This is a genomic window from Terriglobia bacterium (assembly GCA_020073495.1).
Classification (GTDB): Bacteria; Acidobacteriota; Terriglobia; order Terriglobales; family Acidobacteriaceae; genus JAIQFD01.
In genome coordinates, this window is sequence record JAIQFD010000002.1 from 523043 (window position 1) to 549513 (window position 26471).

Consider the following 26471-nt stretch of genomic DNA (forward strand, 5'->3'; position numbering starts at 1 on the left):
ACTCACTTGCGTCAATGACGGGCTTTGTTCAGTGTCATCCCGAACGGCCTTGGCCGTGAGGGACCTGCTTCTTATCAGCGACTGGCGACCAGAGACGAACGGCTGTTATCCTACGGCCCGATGCTGGAACGATTCTCCGTCGGCCTGATCCAGATGTCGTGCGGCCCCGATCCGGACGCGAACGTTCGCCACGCCGCCGACATGGTGCGCGACGCCGCCCGCCGCGGCGCCCAGATTGTCTGCCTGCCCGAACTCTTCCGCACGCAATATTTTTGCCAGCGCGAGGACGCTGCCCTGTTCGATCTCGCCGAGCCCGTCCCCGGCCCCACCACCCAGGCCATCGCCGAAGTCGCCCGCCAGGCCAAGGTCGTGGTCATCGCCTCCGTCTTCGAGAAGCGCGCACGCGGCGTCTACCACAACACCGCCGCCATCCTCGATACGGACGGCGCCGTGAAAGGCATCTATCGCAAGATGCACATCCCGGACGATCCGCTCTACTACGAGAAGTTCTACTTCACTCCCGGGGATCTCGGCTTCAAGGCTTTCGACACCCAGGTCACACGTCTTGGCGCCCTCATCTGCTGGGATCAGTGGTACCCCGAGGGGGCGCGCCTGACGGCGCTGCAAGGGGCGAACGTCATTTTCTATCCCACCGCGATCGGATGGCATCCGGCGGAAAGAGAAGAATATGGGAAGGCGCAGCACGATGCCTGGCGGACGATCCAGCGCGCGCACGCCATCGCCAACGGCGTCTACGTCGCCGTGGTAAACCGCGTCGGGCACGAGACCGGAGACATCCGCGGCCAGTCCGCCCCCGGCGAGGGACTCGACTTCTGGGGCGGCTCGTTCCTCTGTGATGCTTTCGGCACCGTGATCGTCGAGGGCTCGCATGACAAGGAAGAGGTCCTGATCGGCGAGGTGGACCTGAAGAAGCTGGAGGACGTCCGCCGCAACTGGCCCTTCCTGCGCGACCGCCGCGTGGACGCGTACTCTCAGATCACGAATCGCTTTCTCGACTGATGGCCAACAAGAAACGAGAAACTAGAAACGAGAAACTGGGGTTTCGGATGCCCGCCGAGTGGGAGCCCCACTCCGGCACCTGGCTGGCCTGGCCGCACAACAAAACCGATTGGCCGGGCAAGTTCGCACCCATCCCCTGGGTGTACGCGGAGATCGTCCGCCACCTCGCGCGGCACGAGCGCGTCTACCTCATCGTGCAGAACGCAAAAGCCCGAGAAGACGCACGCAAGGTCCTAACGCGTGCCCATGTCCCGCTCGACAACGTCGATTTCTTCCTCTGGCCCACCAATCGCGGATGGCTGCGGGACACCGGCGCCATCTTCGTCTCGGACGGCAAGCGCCTCACCGCCCTCGACTGGCTCTTCAACGCCTGGGCCAAGTACGACGACTGGCAGCTCGACGACAAGCTCCCCGCCCGCATTGCCGCGCGCCTCAAGCTACCCCGAGTGCAGCCAATAATCCAGTGTCATCCCGAGCGGGTTTCAACCCGCGAGGGACCTGCTGTTCGCAAGCACCGTATCGTCCTCGAGGGCGGCAGCATCGACGTCAACGGCCGCGGAACGTTGCTGACGACCGAGGAATGCCTGCTCTCGACCGAGCAGGCTCGCAACCCCGGCCTCACCCGCACTCAATATGAAGAGGTTTTCGAGGAATATCTGGGGGTCAGGAAGACGATCTGGCTGAACCGCGGCATCGCCGGCGACGACACCCATGGCCACGTGGACGATATCGCCCGCTTCGTCTCTCCCGACACGGTCGTCGCCCCTATCGAGACCGATCGCTCTGACCCAAACTACGATCCGTTACTGGAGAACGTAGAGATCCTGCGCCGTGCCACCGACCAGGACGGCCGGCCGCTAACCGTCCTCGAATTGCCCATGCCCGCGCCGGTGTGGTTCAACCGCCAGCGCCTTCCGGCCAGCTACGCCAACTTCTACATCTGCAACGGGCGCGTGCTGGTGCCCACCTTCGACGATCCCAACGACCGCGTCGCGCTGAATCTCCTGGCACATGTCCTGCCCGGCCGCCAGATCATCCCCATCTACTGCGGCGACCTCGTCATCGGCCTGGGCACGCTCCACTGCATGACCCAGCAGCAGCCGGCGCTGTGATCACCGTGGTTGGCCCCATACGTCACTGACAGAACGTCCGGCCAGCGCTTCAATCCTGGCATACACGTGGAGAGCCATGCGCTTCAACTTCGATTGCGTTTTCTATTATGTTTCCGACCTGGATCGGGCAGTCCGCTTCTACCAGAACGTACTCGGCTTGCGGCTCACCTCGCGCGACTTCGTCGCCCGCTTCGATGCTGACGGCGTGCTGTTCGAACTCGTTCCCTTATCCGAGAGCAGAAAACTTGAGGGCACCGGCAATGCCCGTCTCTGTTTTGCCGTGGACGACATCCATTCCGCCCTCGCCGACCTGCGCTCCAAGAGCGTTCCGACCTCGGACGTTCAGCCGAAGGAGGGTGGCCTGCTCGCAACCTTCACCGACCCAGACGGCAACGAGCTCTGCCTCTGGCAGTACGCTTCAAAGTGATCGTCCCGGCAACGCAAAGGGCGCCTCTTGGGCGCCCCTAACTACCAGCTACTAGCTACCAGCTACTTCTTGTACACCGTCGGCCTGGGTCCCTGTTCCAGCGTCTGACGGTTCCAGATCATGCCCTCGCGCGAATAGTTCGCCAGCTCGAAGTCCTGAGTCAACTCCAGACAATCGGTGGGGCAGGCGTCCTCGCACAGGCCGCAGAACATGCACCGGCTGAGGTCGTAGGTGAAGGTGGTCAGCTCTTTGCGCTTGGTGTTGGGGTTGCGCTCGCTGGAAACCACGATCAAGTGTTCCGGACAGGCCAGCGCGCACAGGTCGCAGGCGATACACAGCGTCTCGTTGGTGTCGGGGTTCACGCCCAGCCGCGGCGCGCCCCGATAGCGCTCCGCCACCTGCGGCCGCTGCATCGGATACTGCTCGGTGTAGATCTCCTTGGGATGCTGATAGCGGAAGGTGACCGACAGCCCCTTCAGCAGGTCGACAAGGAAGATCTTCTTCAGGAACGCGCTGAGCGCCATGGTTTTTGGCTATTCCCCCGTGCCGATTAGTCTAAACCCGCCCCTACGTCCGCGCAAAGTGAAAGCGGCCAAGTAGAATTGAGGGCAGTCCGATGACCCCCGACGAACTATGGATGGAAGAAGCGCTGCGCGAGGCGGCTCGCGCCCAAGCTGCGGGGGAGGTGCCCGTGGGCGCGGTCGTGGTCTGTGACGGCCAGATCGTCGGCCGCGGCGGCAACCGCAATCTGCTCGACAACGATCCCACCGCCCACGCCGAGATTGTCGCCCTGCGCCAGGCCGGACGCGCCATCGGCAACCATCGCCTCGCTGATTGCGAGATGTTCGTCACCATCGAGCCCTGCGCCATGTGCTCCGGCGCGCTGGTCCATGCCCGTCTCAAACGTTTGGTCTACGGCGCCGACGACCCCAAAGCCGGCGCCGTCCGCTCCGTCATGCAAGTGCTGAACCACCCCGCGCTCAATCACCAGATGGAGGTCACCTCCGGCGTCCTCGCCTCCCGCTGCATGGACCTGCTGCAGTCCTTCTTTCGCGACAAACGCACAGAGCCCCGCCAGTAACCTGTGCCGTCGAAACTGATTTGGTAGAATCTTAAGAGACAGCCACACACCGCCCCGATATGGGGCTCTTCCGGCGCGGAGAGGTGCGTGAGTGGTTGAAATCGAGGCGCATTGCGGGCGTGAGGCGCGCAGCGCCGGGAGCCCGCAGCCGAGACCCTGAGGAGCGCGCCAGTGCGACGAAGGGCCTCTACTACAATTCGATTGTCCGGCGCGGAGAGGTGCGTGAGTGGTTGAAATCGAGGCGCATTGCGGGCGTGAGGCGCGCAGCGCCGGGAGCCCGCAGCCGAGACCCTGAGGAGCGCGCCAGCGCGACGAAGGGCCTCTACTACAATTCGATTGTCCGGCGCGGAGAGGTGCGTGAGTGGTTGAAACGATCCGCCTCGAAAGCGGACATACCTGAAAGGGTATCGGGGGTTCAAATCCCTCCCTCTCCGCCAGATTTCCTGCCAGCCAGATTCGCTTACATCCGCTGAACGGACGATAATGTTCGCTTGATCCTCGCCCGAGGTGTCCTCATGAATCCCGCACTCATTACCCAGGTGGAAGCGGTTCCCGACGAACTCATGCGCACCATGCGCGCCTTCCAGGAGAGCCGTGTCCTGCTGACCGCGTTGGAGCTGGACGTCTTCACCGCCCTGGGCAGCGGCGCGACTGCGCCAGACGTCGCCAAGCGCCTGAAGACCGACCCGCGCGCCACCGAGATGCTGCTCAACGCGCTGGTGAGCATGGAACTGCTGTCCAAATCGGGCGGACGATTCTCCAACACGCCCGACACCGCCAAGTTCTTCGCCGCCGGCTCCCCTCACAATGCTCGCCTCGCCATGATGCACACCGTGCACCTGTGGGACACCTGGTCCACCCTCACCGACTGCGTGCGCGCCGGAACTTCCGTCACGCGCCTGGAAGAGCCCACACACGGCGATGACTGGACCGAAGCCTTCATCGCGGCCATGCACTACCTCGCTCCCGGTACGGCTCCCTCGGTGATCGAGGCCGTGGGCCTCCAGGGCGTGCGCCGCATGCTCGACCTGGGCGGTGGCTCGGGCGCTTACTCCATCGCCTTCGCCCAAGCCAGCCCGCAGCTCCAGATCGAGATCCTCGACCTTCCCGACGTGCTCCCGCTGACCGAGCGTTACGTGCGCCAGGCCGGCCTCTCCGACCGCATCAAGCTTCGCCCCGGCGATCTTCTGCACGACATCTTCTCCACCGGGTTCGACCTCGTGCTGCTCTCCGCCATCTGCCACAGTTTCAGCCCGGAGCAGAACTGTGACCTGTTCCGCCGCGCCTGCCAGGCGCTCGTGCCCGGCGGACGCATCGTGGTGCGCGAATTCATTCTCGACCCGGACCGCACCTCGCCCCGCTGGGCGGCGCTGTTCTCGCTCAATATGCTGGTAGGGACGGAATCGGGCGCCAGCTACAGCGAGGCCGACTACGCCGCCTGGCTGCGCGAGGCCGGCTTCACCGACGTGCATCGCGTCAATCTCCCCGGCCCCAGCGGCCTCATGATCGGCAAACGCGAGTAGCGCCTGACTTAAGCCCGCGCCCTGTCACCCTGAACGAGGTAGTGCCGGGCTTTAGCCCGGCGTTTGCGGACACCCAATCACGTGCGGCTTTAGCCGCTGAGGGATTTAGCCGAGCGGAGCGAGCCCTCAGCGAAGCCGATGGGCCGCTCCCGGCCATTTCAATCACCCGATTACCCAATTACCCGATTTCCCAATCCTGATGGGGGCCCCTTCAGGGGCGAAAGAGAAGAGTCACGGCGTGAGTTTATCTTTTCTCGGCGTTCTCTGCGATCTCTGCGGTGAAATCCCTGCGCCACTCTAGATTGTTGTCAAGCCCCTCCAAATCTGGATTCCCCCGCAACCCGCTGATTCCAACTAGGAAATAAAATTGTGGAAATTGTCGGATTCACCCCCTCTGATTTGTCATACTGGAAGTAGAGGATTGAGGTTTTGCTGAGTACCGAGTACTGGGTACTTCTTGTCAATCCCCCCAAAATCTGGATTCCTCTGCAACTGCCTGCAAACATTCGAGAAATAAAACTCCGGAGCGTGGTACTTTCGCTCCCCTCAATCTGCCATACTGGAATTAGAGGGTAACGAAGGCGCGGGATTCCTCCCGCGCCTTCTGTCTTTCCCAGCTACTAACTAGCAGCTATTGCTCATGCCCGTTCGCCGCAACTCCAAACAACAAGGCGAGCTGGCCGAAGTTGCGTTCCTACACAAGGCGGTGTCACTCGGATTCGTGGTCTCCAAGCCCTACGGCGACAGCGCGCCCTACGACTTCGCTGTCGGCTTCGGCCGCCGCTTGCTGCGCGTGCAGATCAAGTCCGCAAACCACATCTGGCAGGGCGCGTACTACATCAACACCCACTGGCGGAATTCATTCCACGCGGAGAACTACTCGGAAGATCAGATCGACATCCTCGTCGGCTACATCCCGCCCCGCGATGCCTGGTACATCTTCCCCGTCTCCGCCATCGCCCACGTCAAGAGCGTCCGCGTCTACCCCCACCTCAAGCGCCTCTGCGGCCTCTACGAACACTGGCGCGACCGCTGGGACCTGCTTAAAGGGCGAATAAAAAGCGCACACTTGTGCTAAGGCGATTTCACAACACTTACGAGCACCACGACACTTGAAAGGTCAAAGAGAGGGGCAGGGCGCGAGCAGGTTCCTATGAAGCTTCTCCCTCGTAGTCGAGCGGCGGACCATACATTCTTAACAGTTATCGGCGTCGAGGGGCTGTCACACGTGGTTGACCTTCGACCTGGCACGCCGAGTCGCAACAGGAAAGCCGCCCTGCGGGGCGGCTGATGTGTTTGCAGAAATCCTTAGGCGCGTAACTTGCGGCGAATCGCGCCCGCAACGCCAGCTAACCCGCTCCCCAACAGGAGCATGCTGCTGGGCTCAGGCACAGGCGCGCCCGGTGGAACGAAGTGATTGTTCTCGAGGTACACGTCGGGAGCATTGGCCGTGTAGCCCTGCGGTAGCGTGAAGACGTCCATCCCCGTGGGAAAATCAAGACTATTCAGGAATTGATCGTTCACAAACCCCGGATTTGCAAAACCCTCCAGCCCCAAACTGAAATCTATGGAGACCGGCGTGTTCAGGGGAATGCCAGCAACAAACGGCGTGGTCAGGGTCCCGCCCACGATGTCTGACGAGCCCGGGATGATCGTTTCTCCGCCGGATGAAAAGAAGAGGGTTCGCAGGCATGGATTGATACACACGTCGCCTCCACTGCCCATGGTCGTCGTGTACGAAAATTCCGTGTGCTCGATTTCGGCTGTGGCGATCCATCCCGTACCAGCGGAGCCGCCGAGATTCAGTTGGCCGGACACGAAGAGATTGAGTGCCACCGAGATCGGGTCTTGGGGCGCGTTCGGGTCGAGGCTGGTAAAGACGACCGTCGTAGAGAAGTGCGCGAAGCTAAAGGTTTCGCCTCCCAAAGACTCATTCAACACCAGGGATGCCCCGACGTGGCCTGGACCGGAGGCAGCGTTGGCATTGATGTTTCCTCCGAAGGGGCCGCAAACCATCCCCATAGCAACGGGTGCGCTCGAGTTGATGGTGCCTCCCGCAGGGTTACAGGGCCCCACATTGAAGCCGTTCTCGAACACACTTACCGTGTAGGTGGTGTCCGCAGCCAGAGGCGAGACGAACAAGACCAAGGCTGCTGCCAGAACAAAGACAAAAGACAGTCGCATATGCCATCCCCTTGTGAAGTCAACGGCGTCTTGCTCACCTGTCGGGCGTATGCCACAGGCGACGATCTTGCAGGCTGGCCCTAGATGGTCCCCCAGCCTCTAAACGGCAGGAACTATCACCCCCACGAACTTTTCGCCATGCAATTTCATGCCCAACACTCAACTGGTGAACAGACAGGGGATAGACTAACCGCCCTGCCAGAAAAGCTGCAAAGTGTTGCGCAATTAATGAAAAAGAGTGCTCTTGCGTCATGGGACGGCTCCGCAGTTTGCCCCGGCGCCGAATCGAGCGGGGCTTGGCGCAATCGAAGACCGGGTTTCATCCGCATTGACTCGGAGGGGCTTGTGGTGAAGTTCGGCCCAGACGGACGCGCTAGGGCGCGAATAGCCCGCTATTAGCGGCTGTGTTGCGGTCAACTGGCGATAACAGCCCTTATCACAAGTTGCGATTGATGTGCCCACTGGTTGTGGTGGTGCTGTCAACAACCACAAGAAAGGTGCCCAGCGCGATCGGCGGCGGGTGTCCCACCGGACCAACCCGTAGGGACTCGGATCGAGCGCGGCGTCGGAACTCACACCACAAAGTACTTGGCATCGGGGTGATGAACCACGATAGCTGAGGTGCTTTGTTCCGGATCCAGAAGGAACGCACTCGTCAGGTGCACCCCGATCGTCTCATCCGGGTGGATGAGCGCGAACAGCTTGGTCTGGTCTTCAAGATTGGGGCACGCAGGATAGCCGAACGAGTACCGCGACCCGCGATACTTCTGGTGGAACAGGTCGCGGATCTCGGGCGCGTCCTCGCCCGCGATGCCCAGCTCTTCCCTCATCGTCTTGTGGTGCAGCTCGGCCAGCGCCTCCGCCGTCTCCACGCTCAGCCCGTGCAGGTAGAGGTACTTCGTGTACTCCCCGGCCTCGAACAGCTTGTGCGTTTCCTGGGTCGCGCGTGCACCGACGGTCACACACGATAGTCCGATCACGTCCATCTGGCCGGAGGATTTCGGCGCAAAGAAGTCGGCGATCGAAAGGCGGCGGCCTTCTCGTTGCCGGGGGAAGGTGAAGCGGATCTTTTCGCGCACGCTGTCGATTCGAGCTTTTACCGGAACCAGAACGTCGTCTGCGTCATTCCCGCGACGACCCACTCCCCTTGTCGCCAGTTCAAGAGATTCGGGGTCGTAAATCAAAACATCGTTCCCCTCCGCCTGGCAGGGGAACCACCCGTACACCACCTTGGGCTCGAACCAGCCGGCCTCAATAACTTCTTTTTTCAGATTTTCGAGCACCGGCCGGTACTTCTCCTCGACCAGGCGCACGTAATCCGACTGCGACGCTGTCTTGAGCTGCCACTGGTTCTTGAACAGCGCGGTCTCGTTGATGTAGCCGAACACCTCGCGCAGGTCGTAGTCCTTCTTGACGCGAACGCCCCAGAACGGCGGCTTGGGGCTTTCGACGTCGGCGCGCACCGCGCTGGATCGCACCGGCGCAGTCTCCACCTCGGCCACGGCGGCGGCGGCCTTGGACTCCCTGGCCTTGCGTCCCTCGGACAGGCGATGCTCGCGCGTGCCCTCCTCCGAGCACAGGTCGCTCATCACGCTCAGCCCGCCAAAGGCGTCCTCGGCGTAGAAGACGGCGTTGGAGTACTCGCGCCGCAGGTCATCCTCGACGTACTTGCGGGTCAGCGCCGCACCGCCGCAGATCACCGGGAACTCCAGCCCCTGGCGCTCCAGGTCCTGGATCACGTACTTCATCTCGACCGTGGACTTCACCAGCAGCCCGCTCAGCCCGATGGCGTCGGCTTTGGCCTCGATGGCGGCCTTGATGATGGTGTCCGCCGGCTGCTTGATGCCCAGGTTCACCACCTTGTAGCCATTGTTCGACAGGATGATGTCCACCAGGTTCTTGCCGATGTCGTGGACGTCTCCCTTCACCGTGGCCAGCACCAACGTGCCCTTCTGCGAGCCTTCGATCTTCTCCATCTTCGGCTCGAGGTAGGCCACGGCGGACTTCATCACGCCGGCGGAATCGAGCACAGACGGCAACTGCATCTTGCGCGCACCGAAAAGCTCTCCGACCGTCCTCATGCCGTCGAGCAGGACGTTGTTGATCAGGTCGAGCGGGGTGTACTGCTTGAGCGCCTCTTCCAGCACCTGGGGCAGTTCGCGGCGGTTCGTGCCCGTGCCGATCGCTTTCTCGCCGTTGATGATCTGCCACTTGAGCTGGTCTTCGAGCGAGAGCTTTTCTGCATGGACCTCCGCCTCCGGCTTCTTCTCTACCCCGGAGAAGAACTGCATGTAGACCTGGAGCGGATCTCCGTCCGACGTGTCGTGGAAGATGAGCTTGCGCGCCAGCTCCACCTCTGCGTCCGGGATTTTGTACAGCGGATAGATCTTGGCGTAATTGACGATGGCCATGTCGAGGCCGTGGTTCACCGCCTCGTGCATGAAGACGGAGTTCAGCACCCGCCGCGAGTAGGCGCTCAATCCGAAGGAAATGTTCGACACGCCGAGGATGGTGTGGCACTCGGGCAGCTCTTTTTTGATGCCTTCCACCGCCTTCAACGTCTCGATGCCGGCGGTGCGGTACTCTTCTTGCCCGGTGGAGATGGGCAGGGTGAGCGCGTCGAAGATCAGGTCCTGCGGGCGCATGCCGTACTTCTTCGTCGCCAGCTCGCAAATGCGCTTGGCGATCGCGATCTTCTTCTCCGCGGTGAGCGCCATACCCTCTTCGTCGATGGTCAGGCAGATGACCGCCGCGCCGTAGCGCTTGGCCATGGGCAGCACCTTCGACGTGCGCTTCTCGCCGTCTTCCAGGTTGATGGAATTGATGATCGCCTTGCCCGGGATGCGCTTGAGCGCCTCTTCGATGACGTCGGCTTCGGTGGAGTCCACCAGGATCGGCGCCGGCACGCGGGTGGCGATCTTCTCCAGTACCGACGACATGAAGCCCTTCTCGTCCTCGCCCACGATGGCGCAGCACAGGTCGAGCATGTGCGAGCCTTCGTTCACCAGCCGCTTGGCGAGCGCGAGGATGTCGTCGTACTTCCCTCCCCGCAGCATGTTCTTGAAATGCTCCACGCGGGTGGTGGCGTTCATCTCTTCCGCCACCACCAGCGGCTTGGGATCGAGGTCCAGCGGGACCGAGGTGTAGGCGCTCGACGCCGCCGCGGTGATCTTCACCTCTCGCTTGGCCGGCTCCAGGCCGCTCACCGCGTCCACCACCGCCTTTAGGTGCTCGGGGCGCGTGCCGCAGCAGCCGCCCACGATGCGCACCCCGAAGTCCTGCACGAAGTGCTTGTGATAATCCGCCAGTTCCTGCGGCGTCAGCTTGTACACCGCCTGGCCACCGACGTTCTGCGGCAGCCCCGCGTTGGGCAGCACCGAGATGTGCTTGGGCGCGGTGGCGCACAGGTGGCGGACGGCGTCGTTCATCTCCCTGGGGCCGGTGGCGCAATTCAGGCCCACGATGTCGATGTCGTAGGGCTCGAGCGCGGTCTCCGCCGCCAGGATGTCGGTGCCCAGCAGCATCGTCCCTGTGGCTTCAAGTGTTACTTGAACTGTGACCGGCAAGCGCTTCCCTGCCGCCTGCATGGCGTCGAACACGCCCGCGATGGCCGCCTTGGCCTGGAGCAGGTCCTGCGAGGTCTCGATGAGCAGGACGTCCACCCCGCCCTCGATCAGCGCCAGCGCCTGCTCTTCGACGGCGGCGGCCATCTCGTCGAACTTGATGTGGCCCAGCGAAGGCAGCTTGGTGGTCGGGCCGATGGAGCCGGCGACAAAGCGCTTCTTGCCGTTGAACTGGCTGGCGACGTCGCGCGCCAGCTTCGCTGCGGCCAGGTTGATCTCGCGGACCTTGTCCTGCAGGTCGTACTCGGCGAGCACCACCCTCGTCGCCCCGAAGGTGTTGGTTTCGACCACGTCGCAGCCAACCTTGAAGAACGCCGCGTGGATGTCCTTGATGATGTCCGGCCGGCTGAGCACCAGGATCTCGTTGCAGCCTTCCTTGCCCCGGAAATCGTCGAGGCTCGGCTGCCGCACCTGGATGTTGGTGCCCATCGCGCCGTCATAGATGACGACGCGCTCCTGCACGGTTTTGAGGAATTCGCTCACTCCGGCCCCACGGAAAAGGATATCAGTTCGGAAACGCGAAACCCGGCGACCTGGGCGGTCACATTCGTTTCGGTTCCGCTTCGAAGGGACGGTTCACGCCGGGCGGCAGCGACGCCGGGAAGCGCGCATTCTCGCCCTGCTCCGCTGGCTTGGCGGACAGTAACTGCTCTTTTCGATACACCAGGCTGCTGGCGTCCAGTGCCGCGATCTCGAAGGCATGCCCGTGCGTGATCGCGTCGGTCGGGCACGCTTCCACGCAGTACCCGCAGAAGATACATCTGTTGTAGTCGATGTTGTAGACCTTGGCGTAGCGCTCGGCGCCGGAGACGCGGTGTTCGGCGGTGTTCTCGGCGGCCTCGATGTAAATGCAGTTCGAGGGACAGGCGGCGGCGCACAGGAAACACGCTACGCATTTTTCCAGGCCCTGCTCGTCTCGTTGCAGCACATGGACGCCGCGGAAGCGCTCCTGGAAGACGGCGCCGCGAAACAGTCCCTTGCCGTCGGGATAGTTCTCCACCACGGTCGGGGAGAACAGCTCGCGCAGGGTGACCGACATGCCCTTGGCAATCGCGGCGATGTTCCGGACAACGCCCATAAACCAAGCAGTATAAACCGTGAGGCGCGCTTTCCGAATCGGCTTGTCGCGCTATCCGCGGTACCAATCGTCGCGCGTGAGAGGCAGCCCGCACTTCCCCGATTCCGGCTTGACCAGCAACGTTTGGTAGAGATTGAAACGTCCGGTGCGGAATCCGTGCGCCGAGCCCGCCAGGTACAGCCGCCAGGTGCGATAGGTGGCGTCGTTGGTGATGCGGCGGGCCTCGCCGGCATGAGCTTCCAGCCGCCGCAACCACTGGTGGAGGGTCAAGGCGTAATGGTCGCGCAGGCTTTCGACGTCGCGGACCTCGAAGCCGCTGGCCTCCGCCGCGCGCAGGGTGATGTGGATGGGAAGCAGCTCGCTGTCGGGAAACACGTAGCGTTCGCTGAATGAGAGTCCTTGCCGGCGAATGGTGGCGGAAGCCGCGATGCCGTGGTTCAAGAACACTCCCTGAGGCTGGAGGAGATCCCAGGTGCGGGTGAAGTATTCGGGGAGCATGGCCTCGCCCACATGCTCGACCATGCCCACGCTGACGATCTTGTCGTACCGCGTCCCCTGGAGGTCGCGGTAGTCGCACACCTCGATGCGGCAGCGGTCCTGGAGGCCGGCAGCCTGGACCCGCCGGCGTGCCATCTCCGCCTGGGGTACGCTGAGGGTGATGCCATGCGCTTGCACGCCGAAGCGCTCCGCCGCATACATCACCAGCCCACCCCATCCGCAGCCGATGTCCAGCAGGGACTCGCCGGGACGGAGCCTCAACTTGCGGCAGATGAATTCCAGCTTGCGTTCCTGTGCGGTGTCGAGGTCATCGTCCGGGGTGACGAAATAGGCGCTCGAATACACCATGCGCCGGTCCAGCCAGAGAGCGTAGAAGTCGTGGGGAAGATCGTAGTGATAGCTGATCGCCTGCCGGTCCCGGTCCCTGGAATGGAGCGTGCCCGCCAGGCTGGCGGGTTGGCGGCCGGCGCTTTCGCGCGGCGCCGGTTGGCCGAAGACGGTGGCGAGAAACGGGCCGGGCGGCGCAGCCGCGCGACGGTTGACCAGATAGTCGGCGAGGTCGAGTGCGCCCGCGATATCGCCCTCAATGTCGAAGTCGTCCCGCAGGTAGGCCTCTCCCAGGCTCAATTCGTCGGGAGAGCTAAGGAACTGGCGGACCGCGGCGGGGCGGTTGAACACCAGCGTGAAGCGCGGGTGGGGCTCCGTTCCCCATGTGCTCCCGTTCCAGAAGCGGACCTGGAAATCGCGCCGCGGATAATCCGCGAACAGCCCGTCGAGGTACCGCCGACTGACGGGAACCAGGAGGTCGTGGAACAGCGACCTTGCCAGAGTCCCCATGAGAGGTGCACCGAGCCGCGCAAGCGGCTAAGGATATTGTGGCGCAAATCGGGCTCCCGGGGCGGAAAAAAATCGGTTTTCCGGCGAACTGTCAGTTCAGGCTCTTGAGGTAGCTGACCAGTTGCCAGCGCTGGGGCTCCGGCAATCGGCTCCAGGAAGGCATGCCATTCTTCATGCTGCCGTTGGTCAGCAGCCACTGGAGCTCGCCCGGGGCCGCGTTCCTGACGTGCTCCGAGCGCAGGCTGGGCTTGTTGCCCTTTCCAGTGGCGTCTTCGCCGTGGCAGGAGACGCAATGCCGGCGGAAAAGCTTGGCCCCGGCGGGACCGCCTGCGAGGTGTGCCGGGGGCACCGGGTTCAGCAACTCCCTTCCCAGCCCAGCCGGACTACAATCGGTCAGGTGGGTGGGATGCAGCAAGGCGGCGTCGATCTTCGGCGATTTCCCCGGATCAAGTCCGACATCCGTGTGCGCGCGTTCATCCCGCCGGATTCTCCCGCCAGCGACTCGTTCGGCCGCGGCTACGACATCAGTGAAGGCGGCATGGCCATCTACGTCGGCATGGAGCTTGCTCCCCAGCAGGAAGTCTTGGTGGTCTTCGACGTTCCTCCCTCCCGCCAGAAGCTGGGTTTGCGGGGCGTGGTGCGCTATGCGCGCGGCTACCGCTATGGCGTGGAATTCCAGCGCCTGGACGATCGCGACCGCTCGGAACTGCGCAAGGCGCTGAACGACCTGGCGGTCATCCAAGATCCCCAGCGCACCTAAGCCCAAATCCAGAATCACCGATGGTGGCTGGCGCCGGCGGCTATGGCAACGGTGGAGGGGTCGAGGGGCGCCTGCACCCAATCGCGGATGCGACCGGCATGGCGGTAGTGCAGGCGCTGGAAACGCAGGCCGGTGTCGCGCTTGCCGTCGTTCCACACGGCGACGGCTCCGACATCCAGGATCGGTTTTGTTCCAGGAAGAACGAAGCGCAGGGTGACGAAAGTGCCGGGGACGATGCATCGTTCCGCGGAGACGCAGGCCCCGCCTTCGCCGAGACTGAGCACCGCTGCCGGGACGGCACGGGAGCTGGGCAGCCCCAACCGGCAGGGGATGTGGGCGGGCCGACGCGAATTCTTTCTCCCCTGCCGGTCGGCGACGGAATACGCCGCTTTCAGGCCCAGCCGCACGGATCCGCTGGCCAGTGGCTTGTGAATGGCCAGAACGGCGCCGACGCCGAACGCCGATTCCAACAGTGTCCCGGAAGCGACCAGGGCAACGGTAACGGGCTTGTCCGGCTGCCGCCGCAGGGAGTTCAGGACATGGCCGGCGCCCGCGACGTCCAAGTCCACGAGCAGCGCCTGGTACGGTCTAGTCAACACCAATTCCGCGGCGGCGTGGGAATCGCCACAGATGTCCAGCGGGATCTCCTCGCGCTGGGCTACGGAGCGGATGGCGCGGATGACTGTGAGGTCGCGCGAGAGCACGAGGGAAGGCAGTTGGGGACGCCGGGAGCGCCGTCCGCTGGGGGCCGGACTGGGATGCGCCGCAGGCTCAAAACGCAGGTTCATCGCCTGGATACGGATAACGACCTCCAAGCGAACCGGGGTGAGATAACGCTTCGAGGCGCAAGTTCCCTGCTACGCACCGGCGCAGCAACGGAACGTCCTATGCATTGCAGGCGCGTAACCATTCGAGGATTCTACCCAGCCGGGGCAAATCGTGCGCCACCCGTTGGGCCACCAGAGAGGGTGGCCATTGGGACATGGCCGCATTCCACGCGGCCACGACATGCAACCGGATCGCCAGCTGCGAGCCGCGGCGCACATTTTTATGTCGCTAGTTTTCACGGGAGCCTGTTCCGGCATACACTGTCGCCCTCAACTAGGGGGCGGCATGGGAGACGCGGGATCGGCCTACAACGAAGTCATCAGCGGAAGACTTAAGAAAACCACCTCGGAACTGCGCGACATCCAGCAACTGCTGACCAACGACCCGGACCTGGATGTCCGCGTACTGTTCGAGTTCCGGGAAGCCGTCAACCACGTGCGCCATACGGCGTGGGCGGTGGAACAATGGCTGAGGCTGAAAGTGCAGAAGGGCGACACCTTCTCCGTGCTGAGCATGCTGGCCATCGAGCGGGTGCGCATCGCCTGCGAACTCAGCACCGGACTGCTGATGGATCTGGAGGCGAGCGAGGTGACGCCGGAAACGGAAGGCATGGAGAAACTGGTCCCCGCCGTCAAAAGGCTGGCCGAGCGCTTCAAATCGATGGGGATGTAAGCAGCAGAGCCGGGGTCCCCGTTGGCAGGCTAGTCGTCGTCAAGGTCAGGCCGGGCGAGGCGCGGGCGCTCTTCGCCGAGGTGCCTGACGTGCTCGCGGTGATGCTTCTCCGCCTGGAGCACGCGCACGGTCGAGGCCAAGAAGATGGCGATCAACACGTCCACTTTGGCGCTCTCGGTGGCGATGCGCGCCTGGTCGGCTATCCACCACCCTCGTCCGGCAAAATAAAGACCCGCCAGCAGCAGCAATACGCCCACAATCTTGAATCGCATAGATCGTCCTCTCGGGGGAGAACCGGCCGCTACGTTCCCACCCGGCGGGCGGGGTGTCAAGGGCAGGGCCCGCTCAACGGCCGGGCAAGGGGGCGCGGAGGAGCCGGATATCGTCGATCCAGACTCTTCCCTTCCCGTTGACCACCAGGTTCAGTCGGATGAGGTCGGGTCTTTCGCCGGACTTGAGGAAGAAGGGGATGGTCATCGTCTTCCAGCTCATGGAACCGGTGACGGTCTGATCGAGGCCGCGGGAGAAGAACTCGCCCTTGCCGGGAAAGCGCACCCACATCTCCAGGTAGGCCTTGCCGTCGAGTTTCTCCGACTGCACGCTGGCCTGATAGAGCAGAGTGGAGTTGTCGAGGTCGCCGCCGGTGACCTCGAAGAGCGGCACGGTCATGGCTTCCTTGGCGTCAATGCGCAGCGAGCCTTTACCATCGCTGGAGACGGCCGGGTCGAGCAGGACTCCGGTGGTGGCGCGCACGCCCTCCATGCTGTCCAGGGGAAAATGCTTCAGCTCGACGGGCTGGGGCGCGGGCTTGCCGCGGTCGCAGCCGGCCAGGGCCAGCAGGAGGGCCAGTGCAAGGCATAGGTTCTTCATGTCTCTCTCCGCGTTCGGATGCCTACGCGCAGGTTATCGCCGGATTGCGCCAGGGGCTAGTGGGTTCCGGGGAACATTGACTCACAAGAAATCCCCACCCTGTCGCTGAAAAACCGCCAGCGACAAGGGTGGGGCACCCACGGGTCTTCCGGTGGTGGCTGACAGCTTTCTTGTCAAGCCCCTCAGAATCTGGATTCCCCCGCAACCTCCTCATTCCAACCGCGAAATAAAATTGTGGAAAATGTCGGATTCACCCCACCCGATTTGCCATACTGGAAGTAGGGAGTAAGAACGAGCCGTCCGTCGTCAGTAGCCAGCAAGTAGGAAGAAATCAGCGCGGTCCTTCGAGGGCCGCGCTTTTCATTTATGGGAGCGCGCCGAGACACGAAGAGTAACGGCGAGCTCGCCGAAGCTGCGTTCGTACACAAGGCGGTGTCGCTGGGATTGGTGGTGTCGAAGCCATTCGGGCCGGATGCGCGATATGACTTCGTGGTGGACTCGGGGACGCGGCTGTATCGGGTGCAGGTGAGGTCGGTGCGGTGCGACGGCGGGAGCGGATACCTTGTGCGTTGCTGTTATAGCAAACAGCGTCCGTACACGCCCCAGGACATCGATGTGCTGGCGGCGTACGTGATCGCGGAGAATGCGTGGTACATCATCCCGGTAGGGGCATTCGCGCCAGCAGTAGGTATCGGGATCCGGCCGGGAGGACGAGGGCGATTCGAGAGCTACCGGGAGGCGTGGCATCTGCTGGGCTGAGCGCCGGACTTTCGTCCGGCGGAGATTCCGTCGTCCCTCCGGGACTTGGCTTCCCTTACCGCTCTACCCAGGACTCGCGCGCGTGGCGCGCTTCGTCCTGGGCTACCACTCCGCCGCGCCGATGGCGCTGTCTGAGGTCTGACGCCCACACGAGCAAACCCGGCTCGTGTGGGGCACCCGATTGTTACCTGGGCCACCCGCCCGCGCCGCACAAGGGTGGGGCACCCCGGCGACGCAAAGACACAAGAAACGAACTCAAATCAGGCAGGAGACCCCCAGGGCTGTGCATCGAAAAACGCACGCTCGGACTTGTGGCTCGCTGCAATCAACTTTCCGCGTTCAGTGAAGATCTGATCCCGAAGGTCGTAGAAATCCTCCAGTGTCTTAGGCGGAATCATATTATCGGCGGGCTTATACCGATTGCAGAATCCGTTGCATGCTGCACATGCCAGCACTCTGTTGGACACATCCTCACTCCACTCCTCTGGAATGACCATCGCCGTGCACGCGCTCGCCGGAACGACGTGGTCAAGCACCATTGTCAACCACGTCTCGTACACGGCTGTGAAATCGACGTCGCAGTAGGCACACCGCCTCTGGCCTGTCCGCCGCATGAACGCGAGGCCGTATTCGTGACGGCAGTTGGCACCCTTCACCCGGCCTAGCAGTTGCCGACCCCCACCGGGATACGCCTCAAACGGAAGCATGTCGAGAAATTCCTCCTCAGGGGACTTACCGTTCTACTTCAGCCCAATGCGGTCTGGGTGGCAAAGAGCGAAGAATTGCTGGGGTGGCCGCCGCTTGCGCGCCCTCTGATTCCTTGATTCCCTCTCATAACGACGCTCGCACAATCTCGGTGACTCGGGCAATCCCGGCGATTCCGGCGATTGTGACGATCCCCCGATCACCCGATCCCCAGATCCTTCCAGATGCGGTCGATCTTCGCCTTGGTGGCGGGGTCCATCTCAATCTCGTCGGGCCAGGGGCGGGTGAAGCCCTCGGTGGGCCGCGACGAGTTCTGTCGCCCCTAAAGGGGCTGGGGCGATATTCTTACAGCTTACCCCTTGTTCGCGGACTAATGTCCGCGAAGTCAGGGCTGAAGCCCTGACCTATCGCCCGGGGCTAGATTCTTTCGCCGCCTTTGGCGGCTGCGGGCGGGCGCACCACGACCAAACTGTCTCGACGGTTTCTGCGATCTCGGCAGTGAAAGCAGGTCCCTCGCTTCGCTCGGGATGACAGAATTTCAGCAACAGTTCAGCCGAGGCCGAGCGCCTTCCAGATCTCATCCACCCGCTTCTTCGTCTTCTTGTCCATCTCGATCTCGTCGGGCCAGGGGCGGGTGAAGCCCTCGGTGGGCCATTTGCGGGTGGCGTCGATGCCCATCTTGGAGCCGAAGTTGGGCAGGCGTGAGGCGTGGTCGAAACATCTCACAGCAACGCCCTGAATTCCTCGACGCTGATCCCGGCCTCCCGTATCAGGGCGCGGAGCGTTCCTTTGGCGATTTCTGAATGATCGGGAACCACGAGGCGCCTGAAGGGAGGCTTGGTGTTGCGAAGGATGATGTGGCTCCCGTGCTGGCGATCGACCTCGTAACCGAACTTCCGCAGCGCCTTGACCGCTTCGCGGCCCGAGATGCGCGGCAGGAGCGTCACTGAGGCGTCTCGATCTCGACGATCTCTTCGTGGATCGATGGCGGTACCGGATCGCCGTGCGCGGCCAGGCTTTCCAAATAGCCCGCAATCGCCTCCTTGATATTCGCCAAGGCTTCCGCGCGGGTCTTGCCCTGCGAAATGCAGCCGGGCAATGAGGGAACTTCCGCCACGAATGCGCCGTCCTCATCCACTTCGATCAAGACCCGGTACTTGAGATGGTTGGCCATAGGCGCATTCTACTCAATCCCGAGCTTCTTCCATATCTCATCCACCCGCTGCTTGGTCTTCTCGTCCATCTCGATCTCGTCTGGCCAGGGGCGGGTGAAGCCTTCGGTGGGCCACTTGCGGGTGGCGTCGATGCCCATCTTGGAGCCGAAGTTGGGCAGGCGTGAGGCGTGGTCGAGCGAATCCACCGGGCCGAGGGTGAACTGGATGTCGCGCTCGGGGTCGATATGGTTGGCCACGCGCAGCACCACCTCACGCACGTCCTGCACGTCGCAGTCCTCGTCCACCACGATGACGCACTTGGTGAACATGGCCTGTCCCATCGCCCAGATGCCGCTCATCACTTTGCGCGCGTGTCCGGGGTAGGACTTGCGGATGGAGACGATCATCAGGTTGTGGAAGACGGCTTCGACCGGGAGGTTGACGTCCACGATCTCGGGCAGGGTGACGCGCATCAGCGGCAGGAAGATGCGCTCCACTGCCTTGCCCATGTACGCGTCCTCCATGGGCGGCTTGCCCACGATGGTGGTGGAGTAGATCGGGTCCTTGCGGTGGGTGACGCAGGTGACGTGGAAGACCGGATACTCGTCCTCGAGCGAATAGAAGCCGGTGTGGTCGCCGAAGGGGCCCTCGGTGCGCAGCTCGTCGAGATTGACGTAGCCTTCGAGGACGATCTCGGCGGTGGCGGGGACCTCCAGGTCCACGGTCTCGCACTTGACCAGCTCGACCGGCTTGCCGCGCAGGAAGCCGGCGATGAGGAACTCCTCGACGTCGGGGGGCGCGGGCACGATGGCGGCGAAGGTCAGAGCGGGCTCGGTGCCGACGGCCACCGCAACATCAAGTTTTCCTTTAACTTTGCCTCCGGAAGCCTCGATGGCGCCGCCGCCGGAGCGGGCCATGAGGTCGACGGCCGCGGAACGTGTGGGACCGGCGCCCCCGCCGGTCGCGACAGCCGAGGGCGGCTGTCCCGCACCAGCCGCCGCCGCCCGCATCGCTTCCCGGTAATGCTCTGCCCCGACCTTTTGGCGCTGCCAGTGCATGCCCGCCGTGGTCGCGTCGTAGACCTGCATGCGGTACATGCCGACGTTGCGCTTCCCTGTCCGCGGGTCGCGGGTGATGACGCAGGGCAGAGTGATGAAGCGTCCGGCGTCCTTGGGCCAGCATTGCAGCACGGGGAAATCCAGCAGCGAGAACTGGTCGCGCTGGATGACCTCCTTGCAAGGCCCGGTGGCGACCGTCTTGGGGAAGAACTTGCCCACATCGGCGAGCATGGGCAGCATCTTGAGCTTGTCGAGCAGGCCCTGGGGCGACTTGACGTCGAGGAACTGGTGGATGCGCTCGGCGATCTCGTCGAGCGAGTCGACGCCCAGCGCCATCTTCATGCGGGCGTCGGACCCGAATTGGTTGATGAGCAGGTGGGAGCCGGGATATCCCTTGAGGTTTTCGAACAGCAGCGCTTTGCCGCCAGCGACAGCCGAGGGCGGCTGTCCCACACTCTTGCTGACCCGGTCGGTGATCTCGGTGATCTCCAGGATGGGATCGACCTGGGGCTTGATGCGCCTTAATTCGCCGGCACGGTCGAGGGCCGCGATCCAGTCACGCAAATCGTTGTAAGCCATGGGAACGGGAGATTATACGGGATTGCGCTGCGCGATTTGGGGCGTGGCGGCAGCTCTTGTTCGCGTGCGGCGGTGCACACTCCCTTGTGACCCTAATCACAGACCCTTGTGAGCCGCGGATGGTATCCCTGAAGCTGGCGCGGCCGGGGCCGCGCGAGGCGCCGATGAAACAAGTCTCCCCCTCCCGGGGATGGTTCTGGGCCACGCTCATGCTGTCCACGGTGAGCCTGGTGGCGCTGGTCTTCGCCTTCTGGGAGCTGGTGGAGAACCGGTTCTTCCGCGACCTGGACTACGTCTCGATGCACTACCTCTATATCAGCCGCGGGATCGCGTCATCGATCCTGCTGGCGGTGTGGGCGGCGTGGTTCGTGCTGCGCGAGCGGCGCGCGGCGGAGGAAGAATTGCGGCGCTCGCGGGAGCGGTATCGCGGGCTGCTCAACGTCTCGCCTGGAGCGGTGGCGCTGTTCGGCGCCGACCTGCGAGTGCTGGAGTGGAACGCGTCGGCGGAGCGGTTGTACGGCTACGAGCGCGAACTCGTCCTGCAATTGCCGCTGCCGACGGTGCCTCTGCAGCGCAGGGCCGAACTGGGCGAGCTGATGTCGCGGGTCAGCCGCGGAGAAGCCGTCCTCGACCACGAGAGCGAGCGGCTGGACGCCTCCGGCCAGACCATTCAGGTGCAGCTCAGCCTGCTTCCCTTCAACGAAGGCGGCGAGCTGTTTTATCTGGAGGTGGCGGCGGACATCCGCGAACGGGTGCGTCTGCGCGAGCGGCTGATCGAATTCGAGAAGCTGACCAGCATGGGACAGATGGCGGCGGGGACGGCGCACCACTTGAACACGCCTCTGGCGGCCATGCTGCTGCGGGTGCAGATGATGCGCGCGCGCATGCAGGAACCCCCCACCGCCTCCGAGCTGGAGCGGCTGGAGGGCAGCCTGCGCTTCTGCCAGCAGTTCGTACGGCGCCTGCTGGATTTCGCGCGGCGTCCGGCGGCAAAGAAGGAACCGGAAGCGGTGCGCGCGGTGATCGAGGGCGTGCTGGGCTTCGTGGGGCCGACGCTGGAGGCCAAGCTCGTGCACCTGAGCTGCGAATTCGACGGCATCGCGGAACAGAAGGTGCTGGGCGACCGCAACGAGCTTGAAACCCTGCTGCTGATCCTGCTGAGCAACGCGGCCGACGCGGTGGCGACCGGCGGCAACATCCGCATCACGGCGCAAGCGGCGGCCGAGGGGAACGTGGAGATCACCATCACGGACGACGGATGCGGCATCCCGCCCGAAGCCCTGGCGCGGATCTTCGAGCCTTTCTACACGACCAAGCCCGTGGGCAAAGGGACGGGGCTGGGTCTGGCGATCGCCAAGAACATCGTGTCGCAACACGGCGGCAGCATCCGGCTGGAAAGCGGCAGCGGCAAAGGCACACGGGCGATCGTGGAACTTCCGGCGATAACCGCTACCGCGGCGGTGGTGGCGTCATGAAGCGCGAGATCGAGATCCTGGTGGTGGACGACGACCGCGAGCTGGCGGAAACGTTGCGCGACCTGCTGGTGGGCGAAGGGTACACGGTGGCAACCGCCAACTCGGCCGGCGACGCCCTGGCGGTCCACGAGGAGAACCCGCCGCTGGCCATGGCGCTGGTGGACCTGATCATGCCGCAATGTGACGGCATGGCGCTGATGGAGGAGTTGCACCGCCGCAACCGTACTCTGCCGGTGATCATCATGACCGGCTTCGGCACCATCGAGACGGCGGTGGACGCCATCAAGCGCGGGGCCGAGGATTACCTCACCAAGCCCTTCGACCGCGAGGCGGTGCAGAAGAAGATCGGGCGGCTGATGGAGCTGCACCGGCTGCGGCATCGCGTGGCCGAGCTGGAAGCGGACCTGAAGCAGGTCAGCGACCCGTTCCAGGAGCTGGTGTACGTTTCCCGGGGCATGCAGCAGGTGGTGGACCGGGCACGGGCGGCCGCCGACAGCGACGCCACGGTGCTCATCGTGGGCGAGACCGGGACCGGGAAGGAGAAGCTGGCGCGCGCCATCCATCGCGCCAGCCGACGCGCCTCGGGGCCGTTCCTGGCGGTCAACTGCGGGGCGCTGCCCAAGGATTTGATCGAGAGCGAACTGTTTGGCGTGCGCAAGGGGGCCTACACCGGAGCCTACAGCGACATGCCGGGGGTCTTTGCCGCGGCGGCGCGCGGCACCGTCTTCCTGGACGAGATCGCGGAGATGCCCAAGGAAGCGCAGGTAAAGCTGCTGCGGGTGCTGCAGGAACACGAGGCGCGGCCGGTGGGCGGGACGGTGGCGGTGCCGATGGACGTGCGCGTGGTCGCGGCCACCAACAAGCCGCTCACGGCGCTGCGCGCGGAGTATCTGCGCGAAGACCTGTACTTCCGGGTCGCGACCGTGGTGCTGGAGGTGCCGCCGCTGCGCACGCGGCGGGAGGACGTCCTGGTACTGGCGCAGTGGATCGCGACGCGCATCTCGGAACGATACGAGCGGCAAGTCACGCTGAACCCGGCTGCAACCGAGGCGCTGCTCGGATATTCGTTCCCCGGAAATGTGCGCGAGCTGGAGAACATCCTGGAGAGCGTCGCGGCGGTCTCGAAGGAAGACCCCCAGACCATCACCGAGCGCGACGTCCGCCCGCTGTTCCATGCCAACGGCCCGGCGCAGGCGGGATGGATGGAGCAGCCGATGACGCTGGAGGAGATGGAGAAGATCGCCATCGAACGCGCCATCCGTCTGTGCCAGGGGAACCGCACCAAGGCGGCGGCGCGGCTGGGGATCTCGCGGGACACGCTGTACCGCAAGCTGCGCGACCTGAACATCGCGGTGGGGACACCATGAGCGCGCCTCGCCAACTCGCGATGTGGATGGTGGTGTCGGTGGTGGCGGTGGGCGCGTTCACGGTCGCCATCCGGCGAGCCTACGAGACCACGCAGCGCCGCGGCGCAACCAACGTCTCGTCCCGTCCCGTCGAGGGCAATGCCGTGTTCCGCGCCAAGGGCTGCGTGCAATGTCACGAGGCCAGCGTGCTGGGAGCCGAGTCGGAGGCGCAGAACCCATCGTCGCAGGCGCTGCCGGCGCTGGTCACGGCCATGTGGAACCACGCGCCGCGCATGTTCGAGGCGATGTCGGCGAAGCACGTAGAGTATCCCGACCTGACCTACGACGAGGCGGGACAACTGGTGGCCTACCTGTGCCTGTCGCGGCTGATGGACGAGCCGGGCGATTCTGAGCGCGGCGCCAAGCTGTTCCAGGTCCGTCAGTGCAACCGCTGCCACGGCGTCGCCGGAGGAAAAGCGCCGACGGTGTTGCAATTGGCCAGCACCGACGATCTCGTGATCTGGACGCAGAAGCTTTGGAACCACGCCTCGGTGATGCAGAGCCACATGAAGGAGATCGGCATCACCTGGCCGCGGTTCGAGGGCAATGACCTGCGCGACCTGTTCGCCTACGTGCGCAGGGATGCGCGCGACTCGCACCGCTCCATCGCCACCGCCGATCCCGACCGCGGGTGGCGCGTCTTCCAAGAGAAGGGCTGCATCGAGTGCCACGGCATCTCGCGGGGCTCGGAGCACGTGGCCGCCGACTTCGGACCCAGCCGCGACCTGCCGCCCACCTACTCGCAGTTTGCGGCCTCCATGCTGAACCACTTCCCCACCATGCAACACGCCATCGCGGCCAAGGGCGCCAAGCCGCCGATCTTCGGCGAGGGCGAGATGGCCGACGTCACCGTGTTCCTCTACAGCCTGCATTACCTGGAGCCGTCGGGATCGCCGCAGGTGGGAGGGAGCGTCTTCGCATGGCGCGGCTGCGCGCAGTGTCACGGCAAGAGCGCTGAAGGGACGCGCGCCGGCCCGCAATTGCGCGGACGCGGCCAGACCTACACCTCGGTCCGTCTAGCCGCCTCGCTGTGGCACCACGGGGCGCGCATGTACGCCCAGACCCGCGCCCAGGGCCAGCCCTGGCCATCCCTGCTGCCGTCGGATGTGGGAGACCTGCTGGCGTTCCTGAATACGCCGTTGGAAAAGGCGCACTGATTACCGGCGCCGCGGCATGGACGCATCCGAAGGCGCCGTGAACCTGACATTGATGAAGTATTCGCGCTGCCATCCCGCGGCGCTCCGGAAAGTACTGGACGGGGGATAGGTGGATCGGCGCACCAAGTCCAGCGCCGCCTGGGTCAGGACCGGATCGGAGGTCTGCAAGGCTTCTTCTTCCAGCACTTGTCCCTCCGGGCCGACGGTGGCGTGGACGATGATGGGATGCACTTCTCCCCTGAATCCCTCGGGTGGCGCGGCCGCCTGGGGGAATCGCATGGGATACGACAGCGCCGGTTGCGGACCGATGGCCTGCAACAGCGGCGAATGCTGCAGGAGCGCGACCTCCGCTTCGGCCGGATCGGTGATGCTCTCCACCCGGATGCTCAGGGCCACAGCGCCTGCCTCGGTGATGGCGATGTTGCGGGGAACGATACGGCCGTGAAAGTTCATGGCGCCCTGATAGTCGTACACCACGTAGATGCCCGGCGCTTCGGAATACACCCGCAGCAGTCCGGTCTTAGGATCGGCGCAATACTCGGTCTCCACCCAGCGGCGTCCCGGCTCCGCGGACATGGCTGCCGTGTCGTTCATCCGCCCGGAAAACAGGGCGCAGAGCAGGTCGGTATCGCCGATCTTTCCGGAGGCAATGCGCATCATGGCCCGGGGATTGAAGTTGATGGGCCAAAACAGGGCCGCGCGCACCATCTGTAACCGCATGGGGACAAAGGTCCCGACACGATGGTCGTGGATGCGGCCATCGGCCAGAACGCGCTGCTGAGAATAGCCGCCTAACTGTGCGCTCCAACCCCAGCGGCTGGGAGAGAGCCAAACATCGGTCATCTCGCCTGGCCCGACGTTGGCGAGTGCGCCTGCGGCTTCGAACGACGTTTTCAACGTGAACGGGGCCGCCGCCGGAGCTTGCAGGGTCGCGTTCTGTTGCGCTCGGTCCAGCAGAGCCAGTACCGAGGCGCGATCCTGTGCCGTGTCCAGAACTTTGCCTTGCCCCGTGGCCAGCTCCAGGGGGTCGGCAGGGATGGGAGCGACCGACGACAGCAGGCTCGTCTTCTGCTGGGCGCCGGCGGATATTACCGTGAAAATCGCCAGCGCAGCGATGGTCCTTGCCACGTCAGACACAAACGACCCGATCCTCATAAGCCCCCCGCGAGCGGCGGAATTACGCTCTCATACAATACCCGTTTTCTCCCGGGTAGTTGCGTGACGGGCACGACTTTCTCAGGGACACGCTTCGGTTATCCCAGAGCAGGGCGCCTCTGGTAGAGTGTGACGCCGAAGGCCGTGACGCATGTCACGGCGGACACGGTTGCAGGCGCGTATTTTGTTCCCCTGCCAGCGGCTAAGGGGTCCGGTGTCGCGCCGATTTCGCGGAGAGGCTGAAAGGAGAGCAACATGGCGGATAGCGTTTACAAAGTGGTGGACATTGTCGGCACCAGCACGCAGTCCTGGGAGCGGGCGGCAACTGTAGCTCTGAAGACGGCGTCCAAGACCTTGCGTGATCTGAGGGTGGCCGAGGTCAAGCAATTCGACATACACCTGGAGAACGGCAAGCCGGTGTATCGAGCGAAGTTGAGCGTGTCGTTCAAGTACCATCAGGACGAGAAGTAAGGACCCGGGCAAAGCGGCAACGGAGGTCGGCGCCTGCAT

Annotated in this window: 27 protein-coding genes, 1 tRNA gene and 1 pseudogene; 14 read left to right on the forward strand and 15 right to left on the reverse strand. The window is 63.8% G+C overall.

Annotated features, from left to right (window positions below):
* Nucleotides 1–120 precede the first annotated feature (120 nt).
* From LAN37_06195 to LAN37_06205, 3 genes are all read left to right on the forward strand, one after another.
* Nucleotides 121–1020, forward strand: a complete 900-nt coding sequence (locus tag LAN37_06195) for a carbon-nitrogen hydrolase (protein MBZ5646800.1) — start codon at nucleotides 121–123, stop codon at nucleotides 1018–1020.
* Entirely contained in the window at nucleotides 1020–2132 is a 1113-nt protein-coding gene (locus LAN37_06200) for an agmatine deiminase family protein (protein MBZ5646801.1), read from the forward strand. Before LAN37_06195 ends, LAN37_06200 begins: the two co-directional genes overlap by 1 nt.
* Nucleotides 2133–2208: 76 nt before the next feature.
* Complete coding sequence (locus LAN37_06205; GenBank protein MBZ5646802.1) at nucleotides 2209–2559, forward strand: VOC family protein; 351 nt, start codon at nucleotides 2209–2211, stop codon at nucleotides 2557–2559.
* A 62-nt stretch (nucleotides 2560–2621) separates the two neighbouring features.
* Here LAN37_06205 and LAN37_06210 read toward each other — a convergent pair whose 3' ends face one another.
* On the reverse strand, nucleotides 2622–3083 hold the full coding sequence (locus tag LAN37_06210) for an NADH-quinone oxidoreductase subunit I (protein MBZ5646803.1): 462 nt from the start codon (nucleotides 3081–3083) through the stop codon (nucleotides 2622–2624).
* Between the two features lie 92 nt (nucleotides 3084–3175).
* On the opposite strand from LAN37_06210, the gene tadA reads away from it, so the two are divergent.
* From tadA to LAN37_06230, 4 genes are all read left to right on the forward strand, one after another.
* Entirely contained in the window at nucleotides 3176–3640 is a 465-nt protein-coding gene (gene tadA / locus LAN37_06215) for a tRNA adenosine(34) deaminase TadA (protein ID MBZ5646804.1), read from the forward strand.
* A gap of 347 nt (nucleotides 3641–3987) precedes the next feature.
* A tRNA-Ser gene (locus LAN37_06220) sits at nucleotides 3988–4077 on the forward strand.
* Nucleotides 4078–4131: 54 nt separating this feature from the next.
* Entirely contained in the window at nucleotides 4132–5163 is a 1032-nt protein-coding gene (locus LAN37_06225; protein ID MBZ5646805.1) for a methyltransferase domain-containing protein, read from the forward strand.
* 640 nt (nucleotides 5164–5803) lie between these two features.
* The gene (locus LAN37_06230; GenBank protein MBZ5646806.1) at nucleotides 5804–6241 is read left to right on the forward strand and encodes a hypothetical protein; all 438 of its coding nucleotides are present in this window, start codon (nucleotides 5804–5806) and stop codon (nucleotides 6239–6241) included.
* 230 nt (nucleotides 6242–6471) lie between these two features.
* Here the strand turns inward: LAN37_06230 and LAN37_06235 are convergent, their stop codons facing one another.
* The 5 genes from LAN37_06235 to LAN37_06255 all read right to left on the reverse strand — a co-directional run bounded on the left by LAN37_06235 (nucleotide 6472) and on the right by LAN37_06255 (nucleotide 13798).
* Entirely contained in the window at nucleotides 6472–7185 is a 714-nt protein-coding gene (locus LAN37_06235) for a PEP-CTERM sorting domain-containing protein (GenBank protein MBZ5646807.1), read from the reverse strand.
* 734 nt (nucleotides 7186–7919) lie between these two features.
* Nucleotides 7920–11399 carry a methionine synthase gene (metH, locus tag LAN37_06240; GenBank protein ID MBZ5646808.1) on the reverse strand — a complete coding sequence of 1160 codons (3480 nt, stop codon included), beginning with the start codon at nucleotides 11397–11399 and terminating at the stop codon, nucleotides 7920–7922.
* Between the two features lie 112 nt (nucleotides 11400–11511).
* The gene (locus tag LAN37_06245) at nucleotides 11512–12048 is read right to left on the reverse strand and encodes an NADH-quinone oxidoreductase subunit I (GenBank protein MBZ5646809.1); all 537 of its coding nucleotides are present in this window, start codon (nucleotides 12046–12048) and stop codon (nucleotides 11512–11514) included.
* Nucleotides 12049–12099: 51 nt separating this feature from the next.
* Nucleotides 12100–13383 (reverse strand): cyclopropane-fatty-acyl-phospholipid synthase family protein, encoded by a 1284-nt coding sequence (locus LAN37_06250; protein ID MBZ5646810.1) that lies wholly within the window; start codon nucleotides 13381–13383, stop codon nucleotides 12100–12102.
* 91 nt (nucleotides 13384–13474) lie between these two features.
* Nucleotides 13475–13798 carry a cytochrome c gene (locus tag LAN37_06255; GenBank protein MBZ5646811.1) on the reverse strand — a complete coding sequence of 108 codons (324 nt, stop codon included), beginning with the start codon at nucleotides 13796–13798 and terminating at the stop codon, nucleotides 13475–13477.
* Here LAN37_06255 and LAN37_06260 point away from each other — a divergent pair.
* Complete coding sequence (locus tag LAN37_06260) at nucleotides 13790–14143, forward strand: PilZ domain-containing protein (protein ID MBZ5646812.1); 354 nt, start codon at nucleotides 13790–13792, stop codon at nucleotides 14141–14143. The genes LAN37_06255 and LAN37_06260 overlap by 9 nt on opposite strands.
* 14 nt (nucleotides 14144–14157) lie before the next feature.
* On the opposite strand, the gene LAN37_06265 is transcribed toward LAN37_06260, so the two are convergent.
* Nucleotides 14158–14931, reverse strand: a complete 774-nt coding sequence (locus tag LAN37_06265; GenBank protein ID MBZ5646813.1) for a PilZ domain-containing protein — start codon at nucleotides 14929–14931, stop codon at nucleotides 14158–14160.
* Between the two features lie 325 nt (nucleotides 14932–15256).
* Between LAN37_06265 and LAN37_06270 the strand changes: the two genes are divergently transcribed.
* Nucleotides 15257–15643: a hypothetical protein gene (locus LAN37_06270; GenBank protein ID MBZ5646814.1), complete on the forward strand. Its 387-nt coding sequence runs from the start codon at nucleotides 15257–15259 to the stop codon at nucleotides 15641–15643.
* A 29-nt stretch (nucleotides 15644–15672) separates the two neighbouring features.
* On the opposite strand, the gene LAN37_06275 is transcribed toward LAN37_06270, so the two are convergent.
* Nucleotides 15673–15915 carry a hypothetical protein gene (locus LAN37_06275; GenBank protein MBZ5646815.1) on the reverse strand — a complete coding sequence of 81 codons (243 nt, stop codon included), beginning with the start codon at nucleotides 15913–15915 and terminating at the stop codon, nucleotides 15673–15675.
* Between the two features lie 73 nt (nucleotides 15916–15988).
* The gene (locus LAN37_06280; GenBank protein ID MBZ5646816.1) at nucleotides 15989–16513 is read right to left on the reverse strand and encodes a hypothetical protein; all 525 of its coding nucleotides are present in this window, start codon (nucleotides 16511–16513) and stop codon (nucleotides 15989–15991) included.
* 366 nt (nucleotides 16514–16879) lie between these two features.
* On the opposite strand from LAN37_06280, the gene LAN37_06285 reads away from it, so the two are divergent.
* Nucleotides 16880–17272, forward strand: coding sequence for a hypothetical protein (locus tag LAN37_06285; protein MBZ5646817.1), 393 nt, complete (start codon nucleotides 16880–16882; stop codon nucleotides 17270–17272).
* Nucleotides 17273–17532: 260 nt separating this feature from the next.
* Here LAN37_06285 and LAN37_06290 read toward each other — a convergent pair whose 3' ends face one another.
* The 5 genes and pseudogenes from LAN37_06290 to LAN37_06310 all read right to left on the reverse strand — a co-directional run bounded on the left by LAN37_06290 (nucleotide 17533) and on the right by LAN37_06310 (nucleotide 20768).
* Nucleotides 17533–17979, reverse strand: coding sequence for a hypothetical protein (locus tag LAN37_06290; GenBank protein MBZ5646818.1), 447 nt, complete (start codon nucleotides 17977–17979; stop codon nucleotides 17533–17535).
* 547 nt (nucleotides 17980–18526) lie between these two features.
* Nucleotides 18527–18691 (reverse strand): annotated as a pseudogene (locus LAN37_06295) (menaquinone biosynthesis decarboxylase).
* Nucleotides 18692–18699: 8 nt separating this feature from the next.
* The gene (locus tag LAN37_06300; GenBank protein MBZ5646819.1) at nucleotides 18700–18924 is read right to left on the reverse strand and encodes a type II toxin-antitoxin system HicA family toxin; all 225 of its coding nucleotides are present in this window, start codon (nucleotides 18922–18924) and stop codon (nucleotides 18700–18702) included.
* Nucleotides 18921–19151 carry a type II toxin-antitoxin system HicB family antitoxin gene (locus tag LAN37_06305; GenBank protein MBZ5646820.1) on the reverse strand — a complete coding sequence of 77 codons (231 nt, stop codon included), beginning with the start codon at nucleotides 19149–19151 and terminating at the stop codon, nucleotides 18921–18923. Before LAN37_06305 ends, LAN37_06300 begins: the two co-directional genes overlap by 4 nt.
* Before the next feature lie 9 nt (nucleotides 19152–19160).
* Nucleotides 19161–20768, reverse strand: coding sequence for a UbiD family decarboxylase (locus LAN37_06310; GenBank protein MBZ5646821.1), 1608 nt, complete (start codon nucleotides 20766–20768; stop codon nucleotides 19161–19163).
* A gap of 119 nt (nucleotides 20769–20887) precedes the next feature.
* Between LAN37_06310 and LAN37_06315 the strand changes: the two genes are divergently transcribed.
* From LAN37_06315 to LAN37_06325, 3 genes are read left to right on the forward strand one after another with little or no spacing between them, the layout of a single operon-like run.
* Nucleotides 20888–22243: a PAS domain S-box protein gene (locus tag LAN37_06315; GenBank protein MBZ5646822.1), complete on the forward strand. Its 1356-nt coding sequence runs from the start codon at nucleotides 20888–20890 to the stop codon at nucleotides 22241–22243.
* Nucleotides 22240–23610 (forward strand): sigma-54 dependent transcriptional regulator, encoded by a 1371-nt coding sequence (locus tag LAN37_06320; protein ID MBZ5646823.1) that lies wholly within the window; start codon nucleotides 22240–22242, stop codon nucleotides 23608–23610. Before LAN37_06315 ends, LAN37_06320 begins: the two co-directional genes overlap by 4 nt.
* The gene (locus LAN37_06325; GenBank protein MBZ5646824.1) at nucleotides 23607–24806 is read left to right on the forward strand and encodes a cytochrome c; all 1200 of its coding nucleotides are present in this window, start codon (nucleotides 23607–23609) and stop codon (nucleotides 24804–24806) included. Before LAN37_06320 ends, LAN37_06325 begins: the two co-directional genes overlap by 4 nt.
* Here the strand turns inward: LAN37_06325 and LAN37_06330 are convergent, their stop codons facing one another.
* Nucleotides 24807–25943 carry an energy transducer TonB gene (locus LAN37_06330; protein ID MBZ5646825.1) on the reverse strand — a complete coding sequence of 379 codons (1137 nt, stop codon included), beginning with the start codon at nucleotides 25941–25943 and terminating at the stop codon, nucleotides 24807–24809.
* A 273-nt stretch (nucleotides 25944–26216) separates the two neighbouring features.
* On the opposite strand from LAN37_06330, the gene LAN37_06335 reads away from it, so the two are divergent.
* Nucleotides 26217–26432 (forward strand): dodecin family protein, encoded by a 216-nt coding sequence (locus LAN37_06335; protein ID MBZ5646826.1) that lies wholly within the window; start codon nucleotides 26217–26219, stop codon nucleotides 26430–26432.
* The last annotated feature ends 39 nt before the right edge of the window (nucleotides 26433–26471 follow it).